An 18,011-nucleotide genomic window follows, 5' to 3' on the forward strand; every position below is an offset into this window, starting at 1 on the left:
CTGGAGTCCCCACCATGACCGATTGGATCGCGGCCGCCGCGGCCCTCACGCCCGAGACCCGGCTCTTCATCGACGGTGCCTACACGGCTGCCGCCGACGGAGCGGTCTTCGACAGCATCGCCCCGCGCGACGGCAGCCTGCTCGCCCGGGTGGCCGCGGCCGGTGAGGCCGACGTCGACCGCGCGGTGCGGGCCGCATCCCGCACCTTCGAGTCGGGGGTGTGGTCGCGCGCCGACCGCCGGCACCGGCAGGCGGTTCTGCTGCGGCTGTCCGACCTGATGCTGGAGCATCTCGACGAGCTGGCGCTGCTGGAGTCGCTGGACTCGGGACATCCGATCGGAGACGCCCTGCGAGTGGACGTGCCGAGCGCGGCCCGCACGGTGCGCTGGTACGCGGAGGCGTTGGACAAGGTCTACGACGAGGTGGCGCCGACTCCCGAGAATGCGCTGGCCACCGTGCGGCGTGAGCCGCTGGGCGTGATCGGGGCGGTGGTTCCGTGGAACTACCCGCTCATCATCTCGGCCTGGAAGTTCGCCCCGGCCCTCGCCGCCGGCAACTCGGTGGTGCTGAAGCCGGCCGAGAACACGAGCCTCTCCGCGATCCGGCTCGCGGCGCTCGCCGCCGAGGCCGGGGTGCCGGACGGGGTGTTCAGTGTGGTGCCCGGACTCGGTGCGGTCGCCGGGCAGGCGCTGGGGCGGCATCCGCTGGTCGACAAGATCACCTTCACCGGATCGCCCGCCGTCGGCCTCGGCTTCCTCCGGTACTCCGGGGAGTCGAACGGCAAGCAGGTCGCCCTGGAGCTCGGCGGCAAGAGCGCCCAGCTGGTGCTGGACGACGTGCCCGACATCGACGAATGCGCCTCCAGCGTCGCCTGGGGCATCTTCTACAACGCCGGTCAGACCTGCCACGGCGGCAGCCGCCTGGTGGTGCAGGAGGGTGTGCACGACGAGCTCGTGGAGAAGGTGCTCGACGTGGGCCGATCGCTCGTTCAGGGCGATCCGCTCGACGAGCGTACCCAGCTCGGCACCATCGCGAGCCGTGCACAGCTGGATCGGGTACTCGGCTACACCACGGTCGCCCAGGAGGAGGGTGCGACCGTGCACGGCGGAACGCAGCTGCGGCCGGCCGGGCTGGAGGACGGCTTCTATGTGGAGCCGACCGTGTTCGACGGCGTCGACAACGCCGGACGCATCGGTCAGGAGGAGATCTTCGGGCCCGCCCTGGCCGTCACGACCGTGCGGGACGCCGAGGAGGGCGTGCGTGTGGCGAACGAGAGCCGCTACGGACTCGCCGCCTCGGTGTGGACGGCCGACATCGGCACCGCGCACCGCGCCGCCCGCGACCTCCGGGCCGGCACCGTCTGGGTGAACACCTTCGACGTGGCCGACATCATCACCCCCTTCGGCGGATTCAAGGAGTCGGGATCGGGCCGCGACCGCTCGCTGCACGCCCTCGACGCCTACTCCGCTCTCAAGACCACCTGGATCAATCTCGATTCCCGAACGAAAGACCACCGGAAATGACACAACAGCAGCCGATCACGGTCGGTTTCATCGGCCTCGGCAGCATGGGCGGCGGGATGACCCGCAACCTGCAGAAGGCCGGCTTCCCCCTCGTGGTGAACGACATCCGGCGGGAGCCGGCGGAAGCGCTCCTCGCCGGCGGCGCGCGCTGGGCCGACAGTCCGGCCGAGGTGGCCCGGCAAAGCGACGTGGTGATCACGATGCTGCCGACGCCCCGCCACGTCGATGCCGTGCTGCAGGGCCCCGACGGCATCCTGGCCGGTATCGCCGACGGCGGCACCTGGGTCGACATGTCCACCTCGGTGCCGGAGCCCGCCGAGCGGGTGCGGGCCGCCGAGGCGCACCGCGGCCTGCACATCCTCGACGCTCCCGTCTCGGGGATGTCGGTGGGCGCGGCGAACGGCACGCTGCAGATCTTCGTGGGCGGCGAGGCGGCCGACGTGGAGCGGCTGCGTCCGGTGTTCGAGGCGATGGGCGACCCCGAGCGCATCCTGCACGTGGGCGGCGCCGGCGCCGGCTACGCCGTGAAGCTCATGATCAACCAGCTCTGGTTCTCGCACCTGGTGGCCACTGCGGAGGTGCTCGCGGTGGGTGTCAAGGCCGGTGTCGACCTCGAGGTGCTGCGCACCGCGCTGGTGGCGAGCCCGGCACGCAGCAACTTCGTGGAGAACGACGTGCTCTCGATCCTCGACCACGGCGACTACGACGAGGGCTTCGCCATCGCCCTCGCCTGCAAAGACCTGGGCCTCTCGATCGACCTGGCGCGCTCGGTGGGCGTGCCCACGGAGCTCTCCGCGCTGGTGGAACAGGTGTACCGCCGGGCCCGGGCGCAGTACGGCGACCGCGCGGGCGAGATGACGCCGGTGCAGCTGTACGAGGATCTCATCGGAGCCCCGCTGCGGCGCACCCCCGTGACCGCCGACGGCGCCGTCTCGCAGGAGGCCGCCGCATGAGCATCCTGCCCCCGCTTCCCCAGCCGCTCGCCTCGATGCAGCTCGACCTCGACCCGAAGCCCTACGCGCGCTTCGGTGCCGGCCGGGTGAGCGAGGTGGGTGCGGTGACCGCCGCCGCCGGGGCCACGAGCGCCCTCGTGGTGACGGATGCCTTCCTCGCCACCTCAGCGGTGGTCGACGCCGTGCGTGCCTCGCTGGAGGCCGCCGGCCTGCAGGTGCACGTCTTCGACGGCGTCGTGCCCAACCCGACCACCACCTCGATCGACGCGGGCAGCGACCAGGCGCGCGATCTCGGGGTGGGCGCGCTCGTGGCCGTGGGCGGTGGCTCGTCGATGGATGCCGCCAAGGGCATCGCACTGGGCGCGGTGAACCCGCAGCGCGGCGCGGAGCTCGACTACCGCTCGGAGTTCGCGCACGACGCGCTGCCGATCGTGGCCGTGCCCACCACCGCCGGCACCGGAGCCGAGGTGAACGCCTTCGGTGTGGTGACCGACGTGCAGACCCACCGCAAGTTCTACGTGGGTGCCTCCACCGCCCTCGCGCGCGCCGCCGTGCTCGACCCCGAGCTCACCCTGGGTCTGCCGCCCAAGGCCACGGCGGCCACCGGGATGGATGCCCTCACGCACGCCGTCGAGTCGTACTTGTCGCTGCGGGCGAACCCCTACAGCGACGGCATCGCCCTGCAGGTCGTGTCCACGGTCGCGGAGTTCCTGCCGCGCGCGGTGGCCGACGGATCGGACCTCGAGGCGCGGGCCCAGCTGCTGCTGGCCTCGCACGTCGCCGGGGTGGGGTTCTCGCACACCGGTCTCGGCCTCGTGCACGGCATCGCGCACCCGCTCGGCGGCCGCTTCGACATCCCACACGGCCTGGCCCTCTGCATGGTGATCGAGGACGTGCTGCGGTTCAACCGCGCCGTCCGCGAGGAGCGGATCGCTCGGCTGGCCTTCGCGCTCGGGGTGGGTGACACGCACGCGCCCCCGGCCGACAACGCGGATGCGGCGATCGCTGCGGTGGCCGTGCTCGCCCGCACGGTGGGCATGACCGCCCGGCTGCGCGACTTCGGCGTGACCGAGGGCGACCTCGCTTCGCTCGCGCAGGACACGCTCGACGACGCCGTGACCGTGAACAACCCGGTCGAACCCTCGGCCGGCGACATCGTGCGCATCTTGGAGGCCGCCCTGTGAACCGGGCATCCGCAACCCCGACCGCATCCGCTGCCGTGACCCGACCCGTGGTGGGGCCGCAGCCGACCCCGGCCGACGAGGCGCGCCTGCTCGCCTCGCTGCCCACGGGGCTGCTGATCGGGGGAGAGTGGCGGCCGGCCTCCGACGGCGGCACCCTCGACGTGCACGACCCCTCGACCGGTGGGCTGCTGCTCACGATCGCCTCGGCCACGCCCGAGGACGGCCGGGCCGCCCTCGACGCCGCCGTGGCCGCCCAGGAGGGCTGGGCCCGCACGGCACCCCGTGAGCGCGCCGAGATCCTGCGCCGTGCCTTCGAGGCGGTGACCGCGCGGCGCGACGACTTCGCTCTGCTGATGACCCTGGAGATGGGCAAGCCGCTCGCCGAGGCGCGCGGCGAGGTGGCGTACGGTGCCGAGTTCCTGCGCTGGTTCTCGGAGGAGACGGCGCGGATCGGCGGCCGCTACGCGACCGCACCCGACGGCTCGAGTCGACTGCTGGTGCTCAAGCGTCCGGTGGGTCCGTGCCTGTTCATCACCCCGTGGAACTTCCCGCTCGCGATGGCCACCCGCAAGATCGCGCCCGCGATCGCGGCCGGCTGCACGATGGTGCTGAAGCCCGCGGCCCTCACCCCGCTCACCGCGCTGCTGTTCGCCCAGGTGCTGCTCGAGGCGGGCCTGCCCGCCGGTGTGCTGAACGTCATCCCCACCGCCTCCGCGGGCCGGGTGACCGGGCCGCTCGTGCGCGACCCGCGCTTGCGCAAGCTGTCGTTCACCGGGTCGACGGAGGTGGGCCGACGCCTGATCGCCGACGCGGCCGAGCAGGTGCTGCGGGTGTCGATGGAACTCGGCGGCAATGCACCGCTGCTGGTGTTCGACGACGCCGATCTCGACCGGGCGGTCGACGGCGCGATGCTGGCGAAGCTGCGCAACGGCGGCGAGGCCTGCACCGCGGCGAACCGCATCCTGGTGCACCGCCCGGTGGCCGAGGAGTTCGCGGCCCGGCTGACCGAGCGGATGCGCGCGCACACCGTGGCGCGGGGCACCGATCCCGTCTCGAAGATCGGGCCGCTGGTCGACGAGGCGACCCGGGACAAGGTGCACGAGCTCGTCACCGGCGCGCTCGCCGACGGGGCGGTGCTGGCCCTGGGCGGCAACGCCGTGCCCGGGCCCGGGTACTTCTACGAGCCGACCGTGTTGACGCAGGTGCCACGTGGTGCGGGCATCCTGCGCGAGGAGATCTTCGGGCCGGTGGCGCCGATCGTGCTCTTCGACACCGAGGACGAGGCGGTGGCCATCGCCAACGACACCGAGTTCGGCCTCGTCGCGTACGCCTTCACCAACGACCTCGCCCGGGGTCTGCGGCTGGCGGAGCGGCTCGAGGTGGGCATGTTCGGACTCAACACGGGGATCGTGTCCAACCCGGCGGCGCCGTTCGGCGGGGTGAAGCAGTCCGGCCTCGGCCGCGAAGGCGGGGCGGAGGGGATCGAGGAGTACCTCGAGACCACCTACGTGGGCATCGCCGATCCCTTCGGGGGAGCTCGGTAGCGCGGCTGCGTCGTCCGAGCGCCGGCGGCCCGATCGGGCGGCTCAGGCGCGCGGGCGGCGGATGCGGATCGGCCCGCGCACGGTCGCGAGGTGGACCACCTCGCCGTGCTGGGTGATCTCCACCTCGCCGCGCTCCACGAGGTGCTGGGCGGCGGCGCGGGCGGCGTCCATCAGGTCGCGCCAGTCGTCGCCGCCGACCGCGCGGGCGGCATCCGAGGGGCAGATGCTCGAAGTCGGTGCGCGGGCGTCGAGCAGTTCGCCGATGGTCTCGCGCAGCCGGGCATCCGTCTCCGTCGACCTGCCGGTCATGCCGGCGGCACCGCCTCGTGCCCCGGGCGCCCGTGACTGCGCCGGTCTTCTTTCATCTCCGCCTCGAACAGGTGGCGGCGCCCGCCCACCAGGTGCTCGCGCGCATCGCGCTCGGCCGAGCGGAGGGCGGCGTAATACCCGTCGTCATACTCCTCGACGAGTTGGAACGTCCAGCGCCCGTCGATCACGTTGAGCCCGATCAGCTCGCTCCGGATGCGCGCGGCGAGGTCGGCGTGACCGGCCTCCTCGAGGGCGTCGACCGCCTCGCCGAGCGTGAGGTCGGCCTTGCCCGTGAGGCGGTGGAAGCCGTAGAGCATGCCCCTGGCCTGCTCCACGACCTCCAGCGCCTCGGAGAGCTTGCCGAGCGCCGCCACCGTCGCATCCGTCACCCCGTCGGGGCGCCGGTGCTCGGGGGAGGGCTGCTCACGCTCTGCGGGTTCCATGCGCCCAGCCTGCCCCTCGCGGCTCAGGCCTGCACGTCTCCGCGCCATTCGCCGGTGGCGGTGCCCTGCTTCTCGATGAACTCCTTGAAGTTCTGCAGGTCCTTCTTCACGGCGTGCGATCCGGCGCCGACGAGGGAGCCGACCTTCTCGAGGAGGCCCTCGGGCTCCCAGTCGATCTGCACGGTCACGCGCGAGGTGGTGTCGCTGAGCTTGTGGAAGGTCACGACGCCGGCGTGCTCGGTGTCGCCACCGGTGCTCGTCCAGGCGACGCGCTCGTCGGGGTGCTGCTCGGTGATGACGGTGTCGAACTCGCGCTCGGCGCCGCCGACCTTGACCTTCCAGTGGCTGTGGGTGTCGTCGGTCTGGGTGATCGACTCCACCTCGTCGAGGAAGTTCGGGAAGGATTCGAACTGGGTCCACTGGTTGTAGGAGGTGCTGACGGGCACGTCGACGTCGATGGTTTCGATGATCTGGGCCATGGGGATAGCGTCCTTCGATTCGTGGACGGCCACCTGCCGCCCTGATCCCAGCCTGCGCCCGTTGCGCGATCCGGCCACCCCCTTGTGCCTGATGATCCGCTGTGTGAACAGTACTTGCCCCAGGGCAACCAGTTTGTCAATCCCCTGTCGTTTCCGGGCCGGGGGAGTGAACTGAATACGGTGCCCGGGATGGGCTCCGTGCGACTAAGGAGAACCTCGATGAGCAGAGCGACGGATCGGCGGGTGTTCACCCACCTCGTGCAGCACAACGGGACCCACTACCGCACCACCGAGGAGATGGCCGGCATCTTCCTGCGAGGCGCCACCGCCCTCGTGCGCGGCGGCTCGATCGAGCTGCTGCCCCTCTCGCACTCGGGCGGGGTCGACCTGCTGCTGGTCGCCCCGGAGACCGTGTGGTCGGTGACCGTGGCCGCCGCCGAGCTGCCCAGCCGCGAGAGCGCGCCCACCTCGCACCTGCGCGCGGTCTCCTGAGCGGCACGCCCGCACCTGTCTCGCGGAGCCGCCGGCCCTAGTCTTCCGTGCCCGACAGCACGCGGGGACCGACCTCCCGAAGGGCCTTCAGGATGGCCGACACGTCGGCGTACACCTCCGCGGCACCGGCCTCGCGCAGTTCCTCCTCACCGATGCCGCCGGTGAGCACGCCGATGGTGCGCACCCCGGCGCGGTCGGCGGCGATCACGTCCCAGCGGGCGTCGCCGATCATCACGGCCTCATCGGCCGTCACCCCGGCCTTCTCCAGCGCCGAGACGATGATGTCGGGCTCGGGCTTGGCGGTCTCGACGTCGTCGGCATTGGTGGCCTCGAAGAGATGCTCGTCGACGTCGAGGCGGCGGCTCAGCACCTCGAACTCCTCGGGCGGAGCGGATGTCGCGAGCACCACGCGAAGGCCCAGTCCGTCGAGCTCCGCGATCAGCTCGCGCGCTCCCGCGAACGGCCGCAGTCGCGCCTGGAGCGGTTCGTAGTGCACCGTGTGCCGATCCGTCGCCCGCTCGCCCAGCTCGTCGAGCCGATCGCCGAGCGCGGCCTCGAGCAGCTTGGCCGAGTCGAGCCCGATCGACCGGTGGATGGTCCAGGCGTCGACCTCGGCCCCCACGTCGTCGAACGCCCGCATCCAGGCCTCGACGTGCAGGTAGTTGGAGTCGATCAGGGTGCCGTCGATGTCGAAGAGCACGGCGCGCAGGGCCGGAGGGGTGTCTTTCGGGGATGAGGTCATCCTCGTCACTCAAGCACCGATCGCGCCGGGTGGCACGGGGGCCGTGTCGGCGAGACGGCGGCAGCGGCGTAACGTCGGAGCATGACCGTCGTCATCGCGTTCCTCGCCAACATCCTCGTCGCCCTCGCGAAGTCGGTCGTGGCGGGCCTCACCGGGTCGGCGTCGATGCTCGCCGAGGCCGCTCACTCCTGGGCGGATGCGGGCAACGAGATCTTCCTGCTGATCGCCGACCGGCGCGCCGGCAAGAAGCACGATCGCGAGCATCCGCTCGGCTACGGCCGCGACGCCTACATCTTCTCGCTGTTCGCGGCCTTCGGCATCTTCACCGTCGGGGCGGTCGTGTCGGTCTACCACGGCATCCAGAGCCTGTCGGCGCCCGAGGCGGTGGAGGACTACACACTCAACTACATCGTGCTGGCCGTCGCCTTCGCGCTGGAGGGCTTCTCGCTGCTGCAGTCGATCCGGCAGGGGCGGCACACCGCGGCCCGCTACGGCCGCGGCTTCTTCGACTACGTGGTGAACGGGTCGAACACCACGCTGCGCTCGGTGTTCTTCGAAGACACCGCGGCGCTGATCGGGCTGGTGATCGCCGCGACCGGCATCGGCCTGCACCAGGCCACGGGCGATCCGGTGTGGGATGCGCTCGGCTCGATCGCGATCGGCGTGCTGCTCGGCGGCGTGGCGCTGCTGCTGATCAGCCGCAACCGCCGATACCTGCTGGGGGCGCAGCCCAGCGAGGAGTTCCGGGCGCGGCTGGGGCGGGCGCTGCTGGCGCACGCGGAGATCGAACGGGTGTCGTCGCTGTACCTGGAGTTCAGCGGGCCGGGGAAGCTGTTCCTGGTGGCCGCGGTCGACCTGGTCGGCGACCAGCCCGAGCACGGTGTCGCCGAGCGGCTGCGGCGGCTCGAGGGCGAGCTCGAGCAGGCGGAGGAGCTGATCGGCAAAGCGGTGCTGACGCTCGCCGTGGCCGACGAGCCCTCGCTCGCGTTCTAGGGTCGGCGCCCGGCGGCGCCGGACGGGTCCGCGCCCGGCACCGGCCCGCCGCCGGCTCAGCGGCGCGGCGCCGAGCCCGCCTTCGTGCGCAGCCGGATCAGGCGCGAGGGGCCGTTCTCGTCGAGCTCGGCGATGTCGTCGCGCGAGCTGAGGAAGTCGGTGAACGAGCGGTAGCCGAGCGGCTTCTCGTTGAACGACGGATCCATCCGGCGCATCTGGTTCTTTACCGTGCCCGTGTTCAGCCACTCGTCGGCGTCGCCCTTGGCGTGGCCGATCTGCAGTGCGCGCTTCAGCAGCTCGGTGGCGACGGTCTGCGGGTCGATGTCCTCGGCGGGCTCGGGCTCCTCGAACGCGATGTCGTCGGTATGCGAGAACGTCGGGATGGTGACCCGGCGGGAACGCGTGGCCTTCGGCGCGGTGGGCGCCTCCTCGGCGGCCGGTTCGGCGGGAGCGGATGCGGGGGCCTCGGGTGCGGCGGCGGAGGCGGCATCCGTCGACTCGGTAGAGGCGGCTGCGGAGCCCGCACTGCTCTTACGGCGCGACCCCGTCTTCTTCGCAGGCGCGGCGGCGGAGGCGGCCGCGGGCGGGGCGGCGACCGGGGCGATCTTCTCGATGCCCGGCAGCGAGTCGTAGTCCTCGAACTCGTCGCAGGCCGCCGCGAGCGAGGTGCTGGTGGAGCCGGCCACGCCGATGCCCACCACGAAGCGGCCGAGACGCTTGGCCTTCTGGGCCAGCGCGATGTAGTCGGAGTCGCCCGCCACGATGATGACGTGCGTGAGGTCGGGCAGCCGGAACAGGTCTTCGACCACGTCGACGGCGAGGCGGATGTCGGCGCCGTTCTTGGTGCCGCGGGTGGTGGTGGTGAACAGCTGCGTGAGGTCGACGGCGCGCGACATGAGCTGGCGCTGGTAGCTCGCGTTCACGGGCACCGACCAGTCGGCGTACGCGCGGTTCACCACGATGGTGCCGAACGAGGCGGCGAAGTCGATCACGGCGTTGAAGTCGACCGTGGCGGCCGCGAGCCGGGCGGCGACCTCGGGGTCGGCATCCGGGGCGTTCTTCTCGAAGTCGCGGATGCCGTCGCGCTGGAAGGCGTTGCGGCCGTGCAGCTGCTGGTAGCGCGAGATGACGATGTTGTCGAAGTCGATGTAGAGCCCGACGCGGGAATCGGTGGGTTCGTTCGGTTCGGTCAAGGAGAGCTCCTCAGCTGTCGGCGGCGGAAGACTCGGGTGCGATCCGTGCCCTCCAGTCTCCCGTGACGCCCGCGTCGGGGCAACTCGGGAGCGCCCGCGCGCCGCTCAGCCGACGAGCGACTGGGTGCCGAGCACGATCGCGAGGGCGAGGCGTTCGGCGTCGGGCGTGCCCGGCTCGGCCGTGTAGACCATGAGGCGCAGGTCGTCGGCGGCCACCACGAGGGTGTCGCAGTCCAGCGCGATGTCGCCGACCAGCGGATGCGCGATCACCTTGCGCCGGGCCGGATCGGGGGTGGGATCCCCGGGCGCCGACTCCCACAGCTCGGTGAAGAGCGGGCTCTGCGCGGTGAGTTCGGCGACCAGGCGGGAGACCCCGCGATCGGCCGGATAGCGGGCGGCGGTCATCCGCAGGCCGCCCACCAGCCGGGTCTGCAGCTCGGTCTTCTCGGCCGCAGTGAGCACCGCGCGACTGCCGGGGCCGACGAGATGGCGCCACACCGCATTGCGTTCGATCCCGAGCTGGTTCCTCGTCTCGCCCATCAGGGCGTCGTAGGGGGCGTTGGCCTCGATCAGGGTCATGGTGGCGTCGAAGACGGCCACCGGGGTGTGCGCCAGCCGGTCCAGCAGGCGCTGCACGCTCGGGGCGATGCGGGTGGGCACGACGTCGGCACCGGGGGCGGCGTGGCCGGCCAGCCGGAACAGCAGGTCGCGCTCGGCGTCGCCGAGGCGGAGAGCGCGGGCGAGCGCCTCCACCACTTGGGCCGAGGGGCTGGTGGCGCGGCCCTGCTCGAGCCGGGTGAGGTAGTCGGCCGAGATGCCGGCGAGGGCGGCGAGTTCTTCGCGGCGCAGACCGGGGGCGCGGCGGCGGCGGCCCGTGCCGAGCCCCGCCGCTTCGGGCGTGACCTGATCGCGGCGGCGGCGCAGCATCCGGCCGAACTCGGAGGTCTCGCGGGCATCGTGCACTGTTCCAGTGTGCGCCTCTCGGCCGCCGTTGTCCTGGGCCTGTCAGTCCTACGACAACCGGACGACTGGCCGGCGCGCGGCGGCGGGCGGATGCTCGGGGCATGACCTCCGCAGACACTCCCGTCACCCTCCCTGCCTCCGTTCGGATGACCGTGCTCGTCACCGGCGGATCCGGCTTCATTGCCGGCCACTGCATCCTGCAGCTGCTCGAGCAGGGCCACACCGTCCGCACCACCGTGCGCGCGCTCACTCCGGCGAAGGAGGCGGCGGTGCGCGCCGTGCTCGCCGAGGCGGGCATGACCCGCGGCGAGGCCCTGAGCTTCGCCGAGGCCGACCTGCTGCGTGACGAGGGCTGGGCCGCCGCGGTCGACGGTGTCGACGCCGTGCTGCACGTGGCCTCCCCGGTGCATCCGGGAGCCGTCGAGAACGAGGACGACCTCATCGTGCCCGCGCGCGAGGGTGCCCTGCGCGTGCTGCGCGCGGCCCGGGACGCGGGGGTCGCCCGGGTGGTGCTCACCTCGGCCTTCCACGCGGTCGGCTGGGGACACCCGCACACCGACCACGTGTTCACCGAGGCCGACTGGACCGTGCTCGACGGCTCGGGAACCGACGCCTACGGCCGCAGCAAGACGCTGGCCGAACGCGCCGCCTGGGACTTCGTCGCGGCGGAGGGCGGCGGGCTGCACCTCACCACCATCCTCCCCGTGGCGGTGATGGGCCCGGTGATGGGAACCGAGGTCTCGGGCGCGAACCACATCGTGCAGAACCTGCTGCGCGGCGCGATGCCGGGCGTCCCCGACCTGTGGATCCCCGTCGTCGACGTGCGCGACGTGGCAGCGGCGCACCTCCTGGCGCTGACGGTTCCGGATGCCGCGGGCGAGCGTTTCCTGCTCTCCAGCGGCCCGGCGCTGCCGATGACGGAGATCGGCGCGGTGCTGCGCGAGGCGCTGGGACCGGCGGCCGAGCGCGTGCCGACGCGATCCATCCCCGACGCCGAGGTGAGGGCGTCTGCCGAGACCTCGCCGCAGGCGCGCGCCATGCTTCCCGACCTCGGCTACGCCCGGCGCGTCACGAGCGAGAAGGCCCGGCGCATCCTGGGCTGGCAGGCCCGCCCCGCATCCGATGCCATCGCCGCCGCCGGCCGAAGCCTCCTGGCCGACACCCTCGCGGGCACGAGTTCCCCCGATCCCCACTGACCTCGTCGAGCCGTCACGTAATGCCGCTTCAGCGGGCGAATAACGGCACTACGTGACGGGTCGACGCAGGGAGGGCTCGAGTCGGGCAGCCGGATGCGCCACGTAGGCTGGAGTGTCGGCCCGACGGCCGGCGATCCGCGACCCGAGGACATCCGTGAGCCTGATCCGACTGAACGACGTGAGCATCGAGTTCGACGGGCGGCCCGTTCTGCGAGAAGCGTTCCTCAAGCTGCGGGCGGGGGACCGGATCGGGCTGATCGGCAAGAACGGCACCGGCAAGTCCACCTTCCTCGAGCTGGTGCTCGGGCGGCAGGAGCCCACCAGCGGCACGGTCGACGTCACGCTCGGCACGACCATCGGCTACTTCTCGCAGTTCTCCGAGCTCGACGGAGACCTCAGCATCCGGGACATCCTGAGCGGTCATTTCGCCGCCGTGCACGAGACGCAGGCGCGGCTGGACGCGATCGGCGAGCAGCTCGCCACGCCGATGGACGACGACGCGATGACCGCGCTGCTCACCGAGCAGGGCGAGCTGTTCGAGAAGATGGACGCGATCGACGGCTGGTCGTTCGAGAACACGATCGACACGGTGCTCACCAGCCTCGGCTTCGACCAGGCCCGGCGCGAGCTGCCCGTCGACCGGCTCTCGGGCGGCTGGCGCAACCGGGCGGCGCTCGCCCGCATCCTGGTGCAGTCGCCCGACGTGCTGCTGCTGGACGAGCCCACGAACTTCCTCGACCTCGACGGCGTGCGGTGGATCGAGAACTGGCTCGGCCGCTATCAGGGCGCGGTGCTGGTGGTGTCGCACGACCGGCAGTTCCTCGACGGCGTGGTGACGCGCATCGTGGAGATCGAGAACTACCGGCTGCAGGAGTACGAGGGCGACTACTCCGCCTACGTGCACGCGAAGCAGTCGCGACTGAAGATGCTCGAGCGGCAGTTCGCGCACGAGGAGGAGCTGCTGGCCTACGAGCAGGCCGCCGCCACCGCCCGCCGCGAGGCCGCCCGCAACCCGGCCAACGCGGTGGCGCGCCGCCTGGCCGACATCAAGAAGCGGCAGGCTCCTCGCCCGATCGACCAGATCATCACCGACATCTACGGTGGTCTGCGGGTGAGCAACGACCTGCTCGAGGTCGTCAAGCTCACCAAGTCGTTCGACGGCGGCGAGCCGCTGTTCGAAGACCTCACCTTCAGCCTGCACCGCGGCGACCGGGTGGCGGTGCTCGGCTCGAACGGCTCCGGCAAGTCGACGCTGCTCGACGTGCTCACCGGCGAGACCGAGGCGGATGCCGGCCAGGTGCGCTGGGCGAAGGGTGTGCGCTTCGTGTCGTACAACCGGGTCTATGCCGAGCTCGACCTCACCGACACCGTCGGGCACGCCGTGAACGCCTACCCCGACTCGCTCGCCTTCAGCGCCACGAAGAAGAGCGTCGGCCGCTTCCTCTCGATGCTGCAGTTCTCGGATGCCGACCTGCAGCAGAAGATCGGCACCCTCTCCGGCGGCCAGCGGGCGCGCGTCGCGATCGCGCAGTGCCTGCTCTCGGGTGCCGGCGTGATCGTGCTCGACGAGCCCACGAACCACCTCGACATCACGAGCACCCAGGTGATGGAGCGCGCCCTCGTGCACTTCCCGGGTGCGGTGCTCGTGGTCTCGCACGACCGCTTCTTCGTCGACAAGCTCGCCGACCGCCTGCTCGTCTTCGGCGACACCCCGACCGTCGTGGAGCGGGCGGCGAGCGGCGCGCTCTGACTCGGCCGCCTCCGCCCGAGGTCAGGCGGGGCGATAGCCCGTGGTCTCCGGCGGGGCCGCGTGACGGATCATCAGGTGGCGGGTGACGGAGTAGTCGAGCAGGGGCTCGATGCTCATGTCCTTGCCGAAACCGGAACCCTTGACGCCGCCGTGCGGGGCCTCGGAGGCGATCGGCAGGTGGTCGTTCACCCAGGTCACCCCCACGTCGAGCTGGTGGCTCACCCGGATGGCCCGGGCGACATCGTCGGTCCAGACCGAGGAGGCCAGCCCGTAGGCGCTGTCGTTGGCGAGCCGCACGGCGTCGTCCTCGCTGTCGAAGGGCAGCGCCACGAGCACGGGCCCGAACACCTCGCCCTGCACGATCTCGGAGTGCTGCGGGGCTCCCACGATCAGGGTGGGCGGGTAGAACGCGCCTTCGCGGTCGAGCGGCTGTCCGCCCACCACCACCTCGGCGCCCTCGGCGACGGCGCGGGTGACGAAGCCGTGCACCCGGTCGCGGTGCGGGAGGGAGATCAGCGGGCCGACATCCGTTCCCGCGTCCATCGGGTCGCCCACGCAGATGCCGGCCAGCGCCTCGCGGAGGGCGGCCACGGCGTCGTCGAAGCGCTCGCGCTGGATGTAGACGCGGGTAGCGGCCGTGCAGTCTTGGCCGGTGTTGTAGGTGGAGCCGAGCGCGAGCGCGTGCGCCATGGGAGCGATGTCGGCGTCGGCGAACACCAGGGCCGGGGCCTTGCCGCCGAGCTCGAGGTGCACCCGCTTCACGCCGTCGACCGCGCCGCGCATCACGGCCTTGCCGGTGGTGGTGGAGCCGGTGACGCTCACCATGTCGACGCCGGCGTGCCCGGCGAGGGCACCGCCCACGTCGGCCAGGCCGGTGACCACGTTGAGAACGCCGGCGGGCAGACCGCACTCGGCCGCCAGCTCGGCCAGCCGCAGCGTGGTGCCCGGGGTGGGCGGGGCGGGTTTCAGGATGACGCTGTTGCCGGCGGCGAGAGCCGGGCCCGCTTTCCACACGGCCATGATCAGCGGGAAGTTCCACGGCGTGATGCCGGCCACGACGCCCACCGGGCGGCGGGTCAGCACCGAGGTGAAGCCCTCGCTGAACACCCCGGCGCCGGTGCCGTCGAGCGATCGGGCGGCCCCGGCGAAGAAGCGCAGGTTGTCGGCGGCGAAAGGGATCTCGCCGTCGAGGCCGGTGAGGTAGGGCTTGCCCGACTCGCGGGTCTCGATCTCGGCCAGCTCCGGCGCGTGCTCCTCGAGCGCATCCGCGAGCTTCAGCAGCACGCGCGCCCGCGCGCCCGGGGTCTGGCCGGCCCAGCCGGCGGCCGCGGCGCGGGACGCGGCGACGGCCTCGTCGACGTCGGCGGGGCTCGACTGGGTGATCTCGGAGACGGCCGAACCGGTGGCCGGATCGATCAGGTCGACGGTGTCACCCGAGCCGGTGCGGTACTCGTTGCCGATGAAGGTGCCTGAGGTCATGGTGTGCCTGTTTCTGTTGCGAGTTCTGTGATCAGGAGTTGAAGCCGAGGCCGAAGCGGTCGAGGGTGCGCAGCCACAGCCCGCGCCGGCCGGCGTTGTCGTCGGCCGCGATCATCCGCGAGCGGGTGAACTGCACGATCGGGTTGCGGAACGGCTCCGGCGGGATCGGGAACGGCCGCTTGCGCACGATCTCGTAGCGGGTGCGCGAGGTCGGCTCGCCCGCGAGCAGGTCGAGCGCCACGTCGGCTGAGAACCGCGCGGCTCCCACCCCGAGGCCGGTGTGCCCGGCGGCGTAGGCGAGGTCGCCGCCGAAGGCCGTGCCGTAGGCCGCTGTGAAGCGGGTGGTGGAGTCGATCGGTCCCGCCCAGCGGTGGGTGAACCTCAGCTCGGCGAGCTGCGGGAAGGTCTCGAAGAACTGCCGGGCCAGCAGTTCGTGCGAGGAGTCGTTCTGCTCGAGCGCGGGACTCACCCGGCCGCCCCGGTAGTAGAGCGCGTCCCAGCCGCCCCAGAGGATGCGGTCGTCGGCCGAGAGGCGGAAGTAGTGGAACTGGTTGCCGGCATCCGTCAGCCCCTGCCGGTCGTTCCAGCCGATCGAGGCGAGCTGCGCCGCGCTCAGCGGTTCCGTCATCAGCACGTGGTCGTAGAGCGGCATGATCCAGGTGCGCAGCCGCTTGAGTGGCGAGGGGTAGGCGGCGGTGGCGACCACGGCCTGGCGTGCGTGGACCGTGTGGCCGTTCACGCGCATCCGGATGCCGCCACCCGACTTCTCGAACGAGGCCACGGGGCTGCCCTCGGCGATCCGCGCGCCGCGCTCGCGCAGCACCCGGGCCATGCCCCAGGCCAGCTTGGCCGGGTCGACCATCGCGGTGCCGCCGCGGGCACGGAGCCCGGCGAGGAAGGAGGCCGAGTGCACGTCGGCCTGAACGGCAGCGGCGTCCTGGTACTCCACGTCCTCGCCGAAGGAGCGGGCCAGCTCGGCCGCCTCGCCGAGGGCGTCGACCTGCCAGGGCTCCACCGCGATCGAGGTCTTGCCCACGGTCTGCAGATCGCAGTCGATCCCGGCAGCCGTCACCTGGGCCACCAGATCTGTCAGGTTCTGCTCGCCCTCGGCGTGCAGCGCGTCGAGGTCGCCCGGCCAGAGGTGGCTCCCGTGCGCGATGCCATGGGTGAGGGATGAGCTGATGAAGCCGCCGTTGCGGCCGCTGGCGCCGAATCCGACGTGCTCGGCCTCGAGCACCAGCACGTCCAGCCCGGGGTCGCGGTCGAGCGCGCGCCAGGCCGACCAGAGGCCGGTGAAGCCGCCGCCCACGATCACGAGGTCGGCGGTTGTGTCGGCCGCGACGGGCTCGCCGGGCTCCGGGGCGCCGGGCTGGTCGGTCCAGAACGCGGTGGGGCGGGCGTCGGCGAGGGCCCGGGCGACGGCGGGCGAGGATCCGGTGGAGAGCGTCATGCTCGGGCCTCCGCAGCGGCCTCGATCAGGTCGGCGGCCTTGCGTAGACCGTCGCGCGCGCGGATGCCCTCGCCGATCGTCGCGATCCGCGCGCGCAGCTCCGTGTCGGAGAGCAGCTCGTCGAGCGCGCCGGCGAGCTCCTCGTCGGTGAACGAGTACGTGGGCAGGCGCCGGCCGAGACCGCGCTCGTGCACCCGCTGGGCGTTGTCGTACTGATCCCAGAACAGCGGCAGCAGGATCATCGGCTTGCCGAAGTGCAACGCCTCGGTGACGGTGTTGTTGCCGCCGTGCGTGATCACGAGGTCGACGGCGGGGATTATCGAGGTCTGCGGCAGGAACTCGGCGCCCCACATGTTCGCCGCGAGCTCGATCTCCTCGTGCAGCGGGCCCTTCGACACGATCACGTTGTAGGGCAGCCCGGCGAGCACGCCGATCACGCGCCGCATCAGCGAGACGTCGGCGCTGCCGAGCGAGCCGAGGCTGAAGTAGACGAGGGGGCGCGCACCGCTCGCGGCGTCGGCGAGGAAGGTCTCCGGGATGCCGGCCGGCGCATCCGTCTCGCGCACCGAGGAGTCGAGGCGGTGCCAGCTCGCATCGAGCGGCCGGGCGTCGGTGTAGTCGAGCTCCTCGGGGAAGACGTAGAGGTTGAGGTCAGCGGCCGGCAGGAACTCGAGCTCGGGCAGCGCGGCGGCTCCGTTCTGCTGCACCCAGGCGTCGAACTCGCTCCAGAGCGCGCGGTGGGTGCGGTCGTACTCGGCCCGGAAGCTCGCCCGCCCCTCCTCGTCGTCTTCGGCCAGCCCCGAGAAGGCGGGGGCGACGGATGCTCCGGGCACCTCGAGCGGGTTGCAGGAGACGATCCGCACGAACGGCACGCCGGCGGTGGCGAGGGCGGGGAACAGCAGCACGTTGTCCTCCACGATCACGTCGGGCCTCGTGCGCTCGATGATGGCCTTGAGAGCCGGCTCGCTGTACTTGGCGCCCTCGATCAGCTCCTCCCAGATCGGGCGGATGACGCTCTCCAGCTGGGCTTCGGTCGACTTGGCGAACTCGGGCGAGATCTCGCGGATGTAGTCCTTCCAGAACGCGCCGGCGTCGGGCTCGGCATCCCCCTCGGCGTCGGCCTCGGCCGGGGGAGCGAGCTCCACGAGGTCCTCCTTGAAACCCAGCGCCTCGAGCTTGCCGGCCCACGAGGCCTCGGCCGCGAACACCACGCGGTGCCCGCGGCGCAGCAGCTCGTTGCCGATGCCGATGCAGTTGTTGGTGGGCCCGTAGGCACTCTCCGGCATGAAGAGGAAGGTGCGCTGTCCGCCGCTCATGA

General features: G+C 71.9%; 17 protein-coding genes. 8 read left to right on the plus strand and 9 right to left on the minus strand.

Annotated features, from left to right (window positions below):
- Window positions 1–14: 14 nt before the first annotated feature.
- From ACN4JJ_RS01050 to ACN4JJ_RS01065, 4 genes are read left to right on the plus strand one after another with little or no spacing between them, the layout of a single operon-like run.
- Complete coding sequence (locus ACN4JJ_RS01050; RefSeq protein ID WP_440708052.1) at window positions 15–1,523, plus strand: aldehyde dehydrogenase; 1,509 nt, start codon at window positions 15–17, stop codon at window positions 1,521–1,523.
- Window positions 1,481–2,476 (plus strand): NAD(P)-dependent oxidoreductase, encoded by a 996-nt coding sequence (locus ACN4JJ_RS01055; protein ID WP_440708775.1) that lies wholly within the window; start codon window positions 1,481–1,483, stop codon window positions 2,474–2,476. Before ACN4JJ_RS01050 ends, ACN4JJ_RS01055 begins: the two co-directional genes overlap by 43 nt.
- The gene (locus ACN4JJ_RS01060) at window positions 2,473–3,660 is read left to right on the plus strand and encodes an iron-containing alcohol dehydrogenase family protein (RefSeq protein ID WP_440708053.1); all 1,188 of its coding nucleotides are present in this window, start codon (window positions 2,473–2,475) and stop codon (window positions 3,658–3,660) included. The genes ACN4JJ_RS01055 and ACN4JJ_RS01060 overlap by 4 nt, the downstream gene beginning before the upstream one ends.
- A gap of 47 nt (window positions 3,661–3,707) precedes the next feature.
- Window positions 3,708–5,204, plus strand: a complete 1,497-nt coding sequence (locus tag ACN4JJ_RS01065) for an NAD-dependent succinate-semialdehyde dehydrogenase (protein ID WP_440708776.1) — start codon at window positions 3,708–3,710, stop codon at window positions 5,202–5,204.
- A 42-nt stretch (window positions 5,205–5,246) separates the two neighbouring features.
- Here ACN4JJ_RS01065 and ACN4JJ_RS01070 read toward each other — a convergent pair whose 3' ends face one another.
- The 3 genes from ACN4JJ_RS01070 to ACN4JJ_RS01080 are packed head-to-tail and all read right to left on the minus strand — an operon-like array spanning window position 5,247 to window position 6,435.
- Window positions 5,247–5,513 carry a DUF3253 domain-containing protein gene (locus ACN4JJ_RS01070; RefSeq protein WP_440708054.1) on the minus strand — a complete coding sequence of 89 codons (267 nt, stop codon included), beginning with the start codon at window positions 5,511–5,513 and terminating at the stop codon, window positions 5,247–5,249.
- Entirely contained in the window at window positions 5,510–5,956 is a 447-nt protein-coding gene (locus ACN4JJ_RS01075) for a hypothetical protein (RefSeq protein WP_440708055.1), read from the minus strand. The genes ACN4JJ_RS01070 and ACN4JJ_RS01075 overlap by 4 nt, the downstream gene beginning before the upstream one ends.
- 23 nt (window positions 5,957–5,979) lie before the next feature.
- Complete coding sequence (locus tag ACN4JJ_RS01080) at window positions 5,980–6,435, minus strand: SRPBCC family protein (RefSeq protein WP_440708056.1); 456 nt, start codon at window positions 6,433–6,435, stop codon at window positions 5,980–5,982.
- A gap of 219 nt (window positions 6,436–6,654) precedes the next feature.
- Here ACN4JJ_RS01080 and ACN4JJ_RS01085 point away from each other — a divergent pair, with 219 nt between their 5' ends.
- The gene (locus ACN4JJ_RS01085; protein WP_440708057.1) at window positions 6,655–6,927 is read left to right on the plus strand and encodes a hypothetical protein; all 273 of its coding nucleotides are present in this window, start codon (window positions 6,655–6,657) and stop codon (window positions 6,925–6,927) included.
- Window positions 6,928–6,964: 37 nt separating this feature from the next.
- Here ACN4JJ_RS01085 and ACN4JJ_RS01090 read toward each other — a convergent pair whose 3' ends face one another.
- Complete coding sequence (locus ACN4JJ_RS01090) at window positions 6,965–7,669, minus strand: HAD family hydrolase (protein ID WP_440708058.1); 705 nt, start codon at window positions 7,667–7,669, stop codon at window positions 6,965–6,967.
- Between the two features lie 81 nt (window positions 7,670–7,750).
- Here ACN4JJ_RS01090 and ACN4JJ_RS01095 point away from each other — a divergent pair, with 81 nt between their 5' ends.
- Window positions 7,751–8,662, plus strand: coding sequence for a cation diffusion facilitator family transporter (locus ACN4JJ_RS01095; RefSeq protein WP_440708059.1), 912 nt, complete (start codon window positions 7,751–7,753; stop codon window positions 8,660–8,662).
- Between the two features lie 56 nt (window positions 8,663–8,718).
- On the opposite strand, the gene ACN4JJ_RS01100 is transcribed toward ACN4JJ_RS01095, so the two are convergent.
- Both ACN4JJ_RS01100 and ACN4JJ_RS01105 read right to left on the minus strand, forming a co-directional pair.
- Window positions 8,719–9,855, minus strand: a complete 1,137-nt coding sequence (locus ACN4JJ_RS01100) for an NYN domain-containing protein (RefSeq protein ID WP_440708060.1) — start codon at window positions 9,853–9,855, stop codon at window positions 8,719–8,721.
- Between the two features lie 105 nt (window positions 9,856–9,960).
- Complete coding sequence (locus ACN4JJ_RS01105; protein ID WP_440708061.1) at window positions 9,961–10,818, minus strand: helix-turn-helix transcriptional regulator; 858 nt, start codon at window positions 10,816–10,818, stop codon at window positions 9,961–9,963.
- Between the two features lie 101 nt (window positions 10,819–10,919).
- Between ACN4JJ_RS01105 and ACN4JJ_RS01110 the strand changes: the two genes are divergently transcribed.
- Both ACN4JJ_RS01110 and ACN4JJ_RS01115 read left to right on the plus strand, forming a co-directional pair.
- Window positions 10,920–12,014 carry an SDR family oxidoreductase gene (locus tag ACN4JJ_RS01110; RefSeq protein WP_440708062.1) on the plus strand — a complete coding sequence of 365 codons (1,095 nt, stop codon included), beginning with the start codon at window positions 10,920–10,922 and terminating at the stop codon, window positions 12,012–12,014.
- A gap of 154 nt (window positions 12,015–12,168) precedes the next feature.
- Window positions 12,169–13,764: an ABC-F family ATP-binding cassette domain-containing protein gene (locus ACN4JJ_RS01115; RefSeq protein ID WP_440708063.1), complete on the plus strand. Its 1,596-nt coding sequence runs from the start codon at window positions 12,169–12,171 to the stop codon at window positions 13,762–13,764.
- 21 nt (window positions 13,765–13,785) lie between these two features.
- Here ACN4JJ_RS01115 and ACN4JJ_RS01120 read toward each other — a convergent pair whose 3' ends face one another.
- Genes ACN4JJ_RS01120 through ACN4JJ_RS01130 form a run of 3 tightly spaced genes read right to left on the minus strand, consistent with a single transcriptional unit; the run spans window position 13,786 to window position 18,009 of the window.
- The gene (locus ACN4JJ_RS01120; protein WP_440708064.1) at window positions 13,786–15,243 is read right to left on the minus strand and encodes an aminobutyraldehyde dehydrogenase; all 1,458 of its coding nucleotides are present in this window, start codon (window positions 15,241–15,243) and stop codon (window positions 13,786–13,788) included.
- A gap of 31 nt (window positions 15,244–15,274) precedes the next feature.
- Complete coding sequence (locus ACN4JJ_RS01125; RefSeq protein ID WP_440708065.1) at window positions 15,275–16,693, minus strand: NAD(P)/FAD-dependent oxidoreductase; 1,419 nt, start codon at window positions 16,691–16,693, stop codon at window positions 15,275–15,277.
- Window positions 16,690–18,009, minus strand: coding sequence for a glycosyltransferase (locus ACN4JJ_RS01130; protein ID WP_440708066.1), 1,320 nt, complete (start codon window positions 18,007–18,009; stop codon window positions 16,690–16,692). Before ACN4JJ_RS01130 ends, ACN4JJ_RS01125 begins: the two co-directional genes overlap by 4 nt.
- Between the last annotated feature and the right edge of the window lie 2 nt (window positions 18,010–18,011).

The sequence above is a fragment of the Herbiconiux dendrobii genome, assembly GCF_052048175.1.
Taxonomy (GTDB): domain Bacteria; phylum Actinomycetota; class Actinomycetes; order Actinomycetales; family Microbacteriaceae; genus Herbiconiux.

Bases quoted from the DNA above. Each gene is read 5' to 3' on its own strand.
- ACN4JJ_RS01120 (WP_440708064.1), bottom strand. From the start codon at position 15,243: ATGACCTCAGGCACCTTCATCGGCAACGAGTACCGCACCGGCTCGGGT.
- ACN4JJ_RS01075 (WP_440708055.1), bottom strand. From the start codon at position 5,956: ATGGAACCCGCAGAGCGTGAGCAGCCCTCCCCCGAGCACCGGCGCCCC.
- ACN4JJ_RS01060 (WP_440708053.1), top strand. From the start codon at position 2,473: ATGAGCATCCTGCCCCCGCTTCCCCAGCCGCTCGCCTCGATGCAGCTC.
- ACN4JJ_RS01070 (WP_440708054.1), bottom strand. From the start codon at position 5,513: ATGACCGGCAGGTCGACGGAGACGGATGCCCGGCTGCGCGAGACCATC.
- ACN4JJ_RS01110 (WP_440708062.1), top strand. From the start codon at position 10,920: ATGACCTCCGCAGACACTCCCGTCACCCTCCCTGCCTCCGTTCGGATG.
- ACN4JJ_RS01090 (WP_440708058.1), bottom strand. From the start codon at position 7,669: ATGACCTCATCCCCGAAAGACACCCCTCCGGCCCTGCGCGCCGTGCTC.
- ACN4JJ_RS01130 (WP_440708066.1), bottom strand. From the start codon at position 18,009: ATGAGCGGCGGACAGCGCACCTTCCTCTTCATGCCGGAGAGTGCCTAC.
- ACN4JJ_RS01085 (WP_440708057.1), top strand. From the start codon at position 6,655: ATGAGCAGAGCGACGGATCGGCGGGTGTTCACCCACCTCGTGCAGCAC.
- ACN4JJ_RS01095 (WP_440708059.1), top strand. From the start codon at position 7,751: ATGACCGTCGTCATCGCGTTCCTCGCCAACATCCTCGTCGCCCTCGCG.
- ACN4JJ_RS01125 (WP_440708065.1), bottom strand. From the start codon at position 16,693: ATGACGCTCTCCACCGGATCCTCGCCCGCCGTCGCCCGGGCCCTCGCC.
- ACN4JJ_RS01050 (WP_440708052.1), top strand. From the start codon at position 15: ATGACCGATTGGATCGCGGCCGCCGCGGCCCTCACGCCCGAGACCCGG.
- ACN4JJ_RS01080 (WP_440708056.1), bottom strand. From the start codon at position 6,435: ATGGCCCAGATCATCGAAACCATCGACGTCGACGTGCCCGTCAGCACC.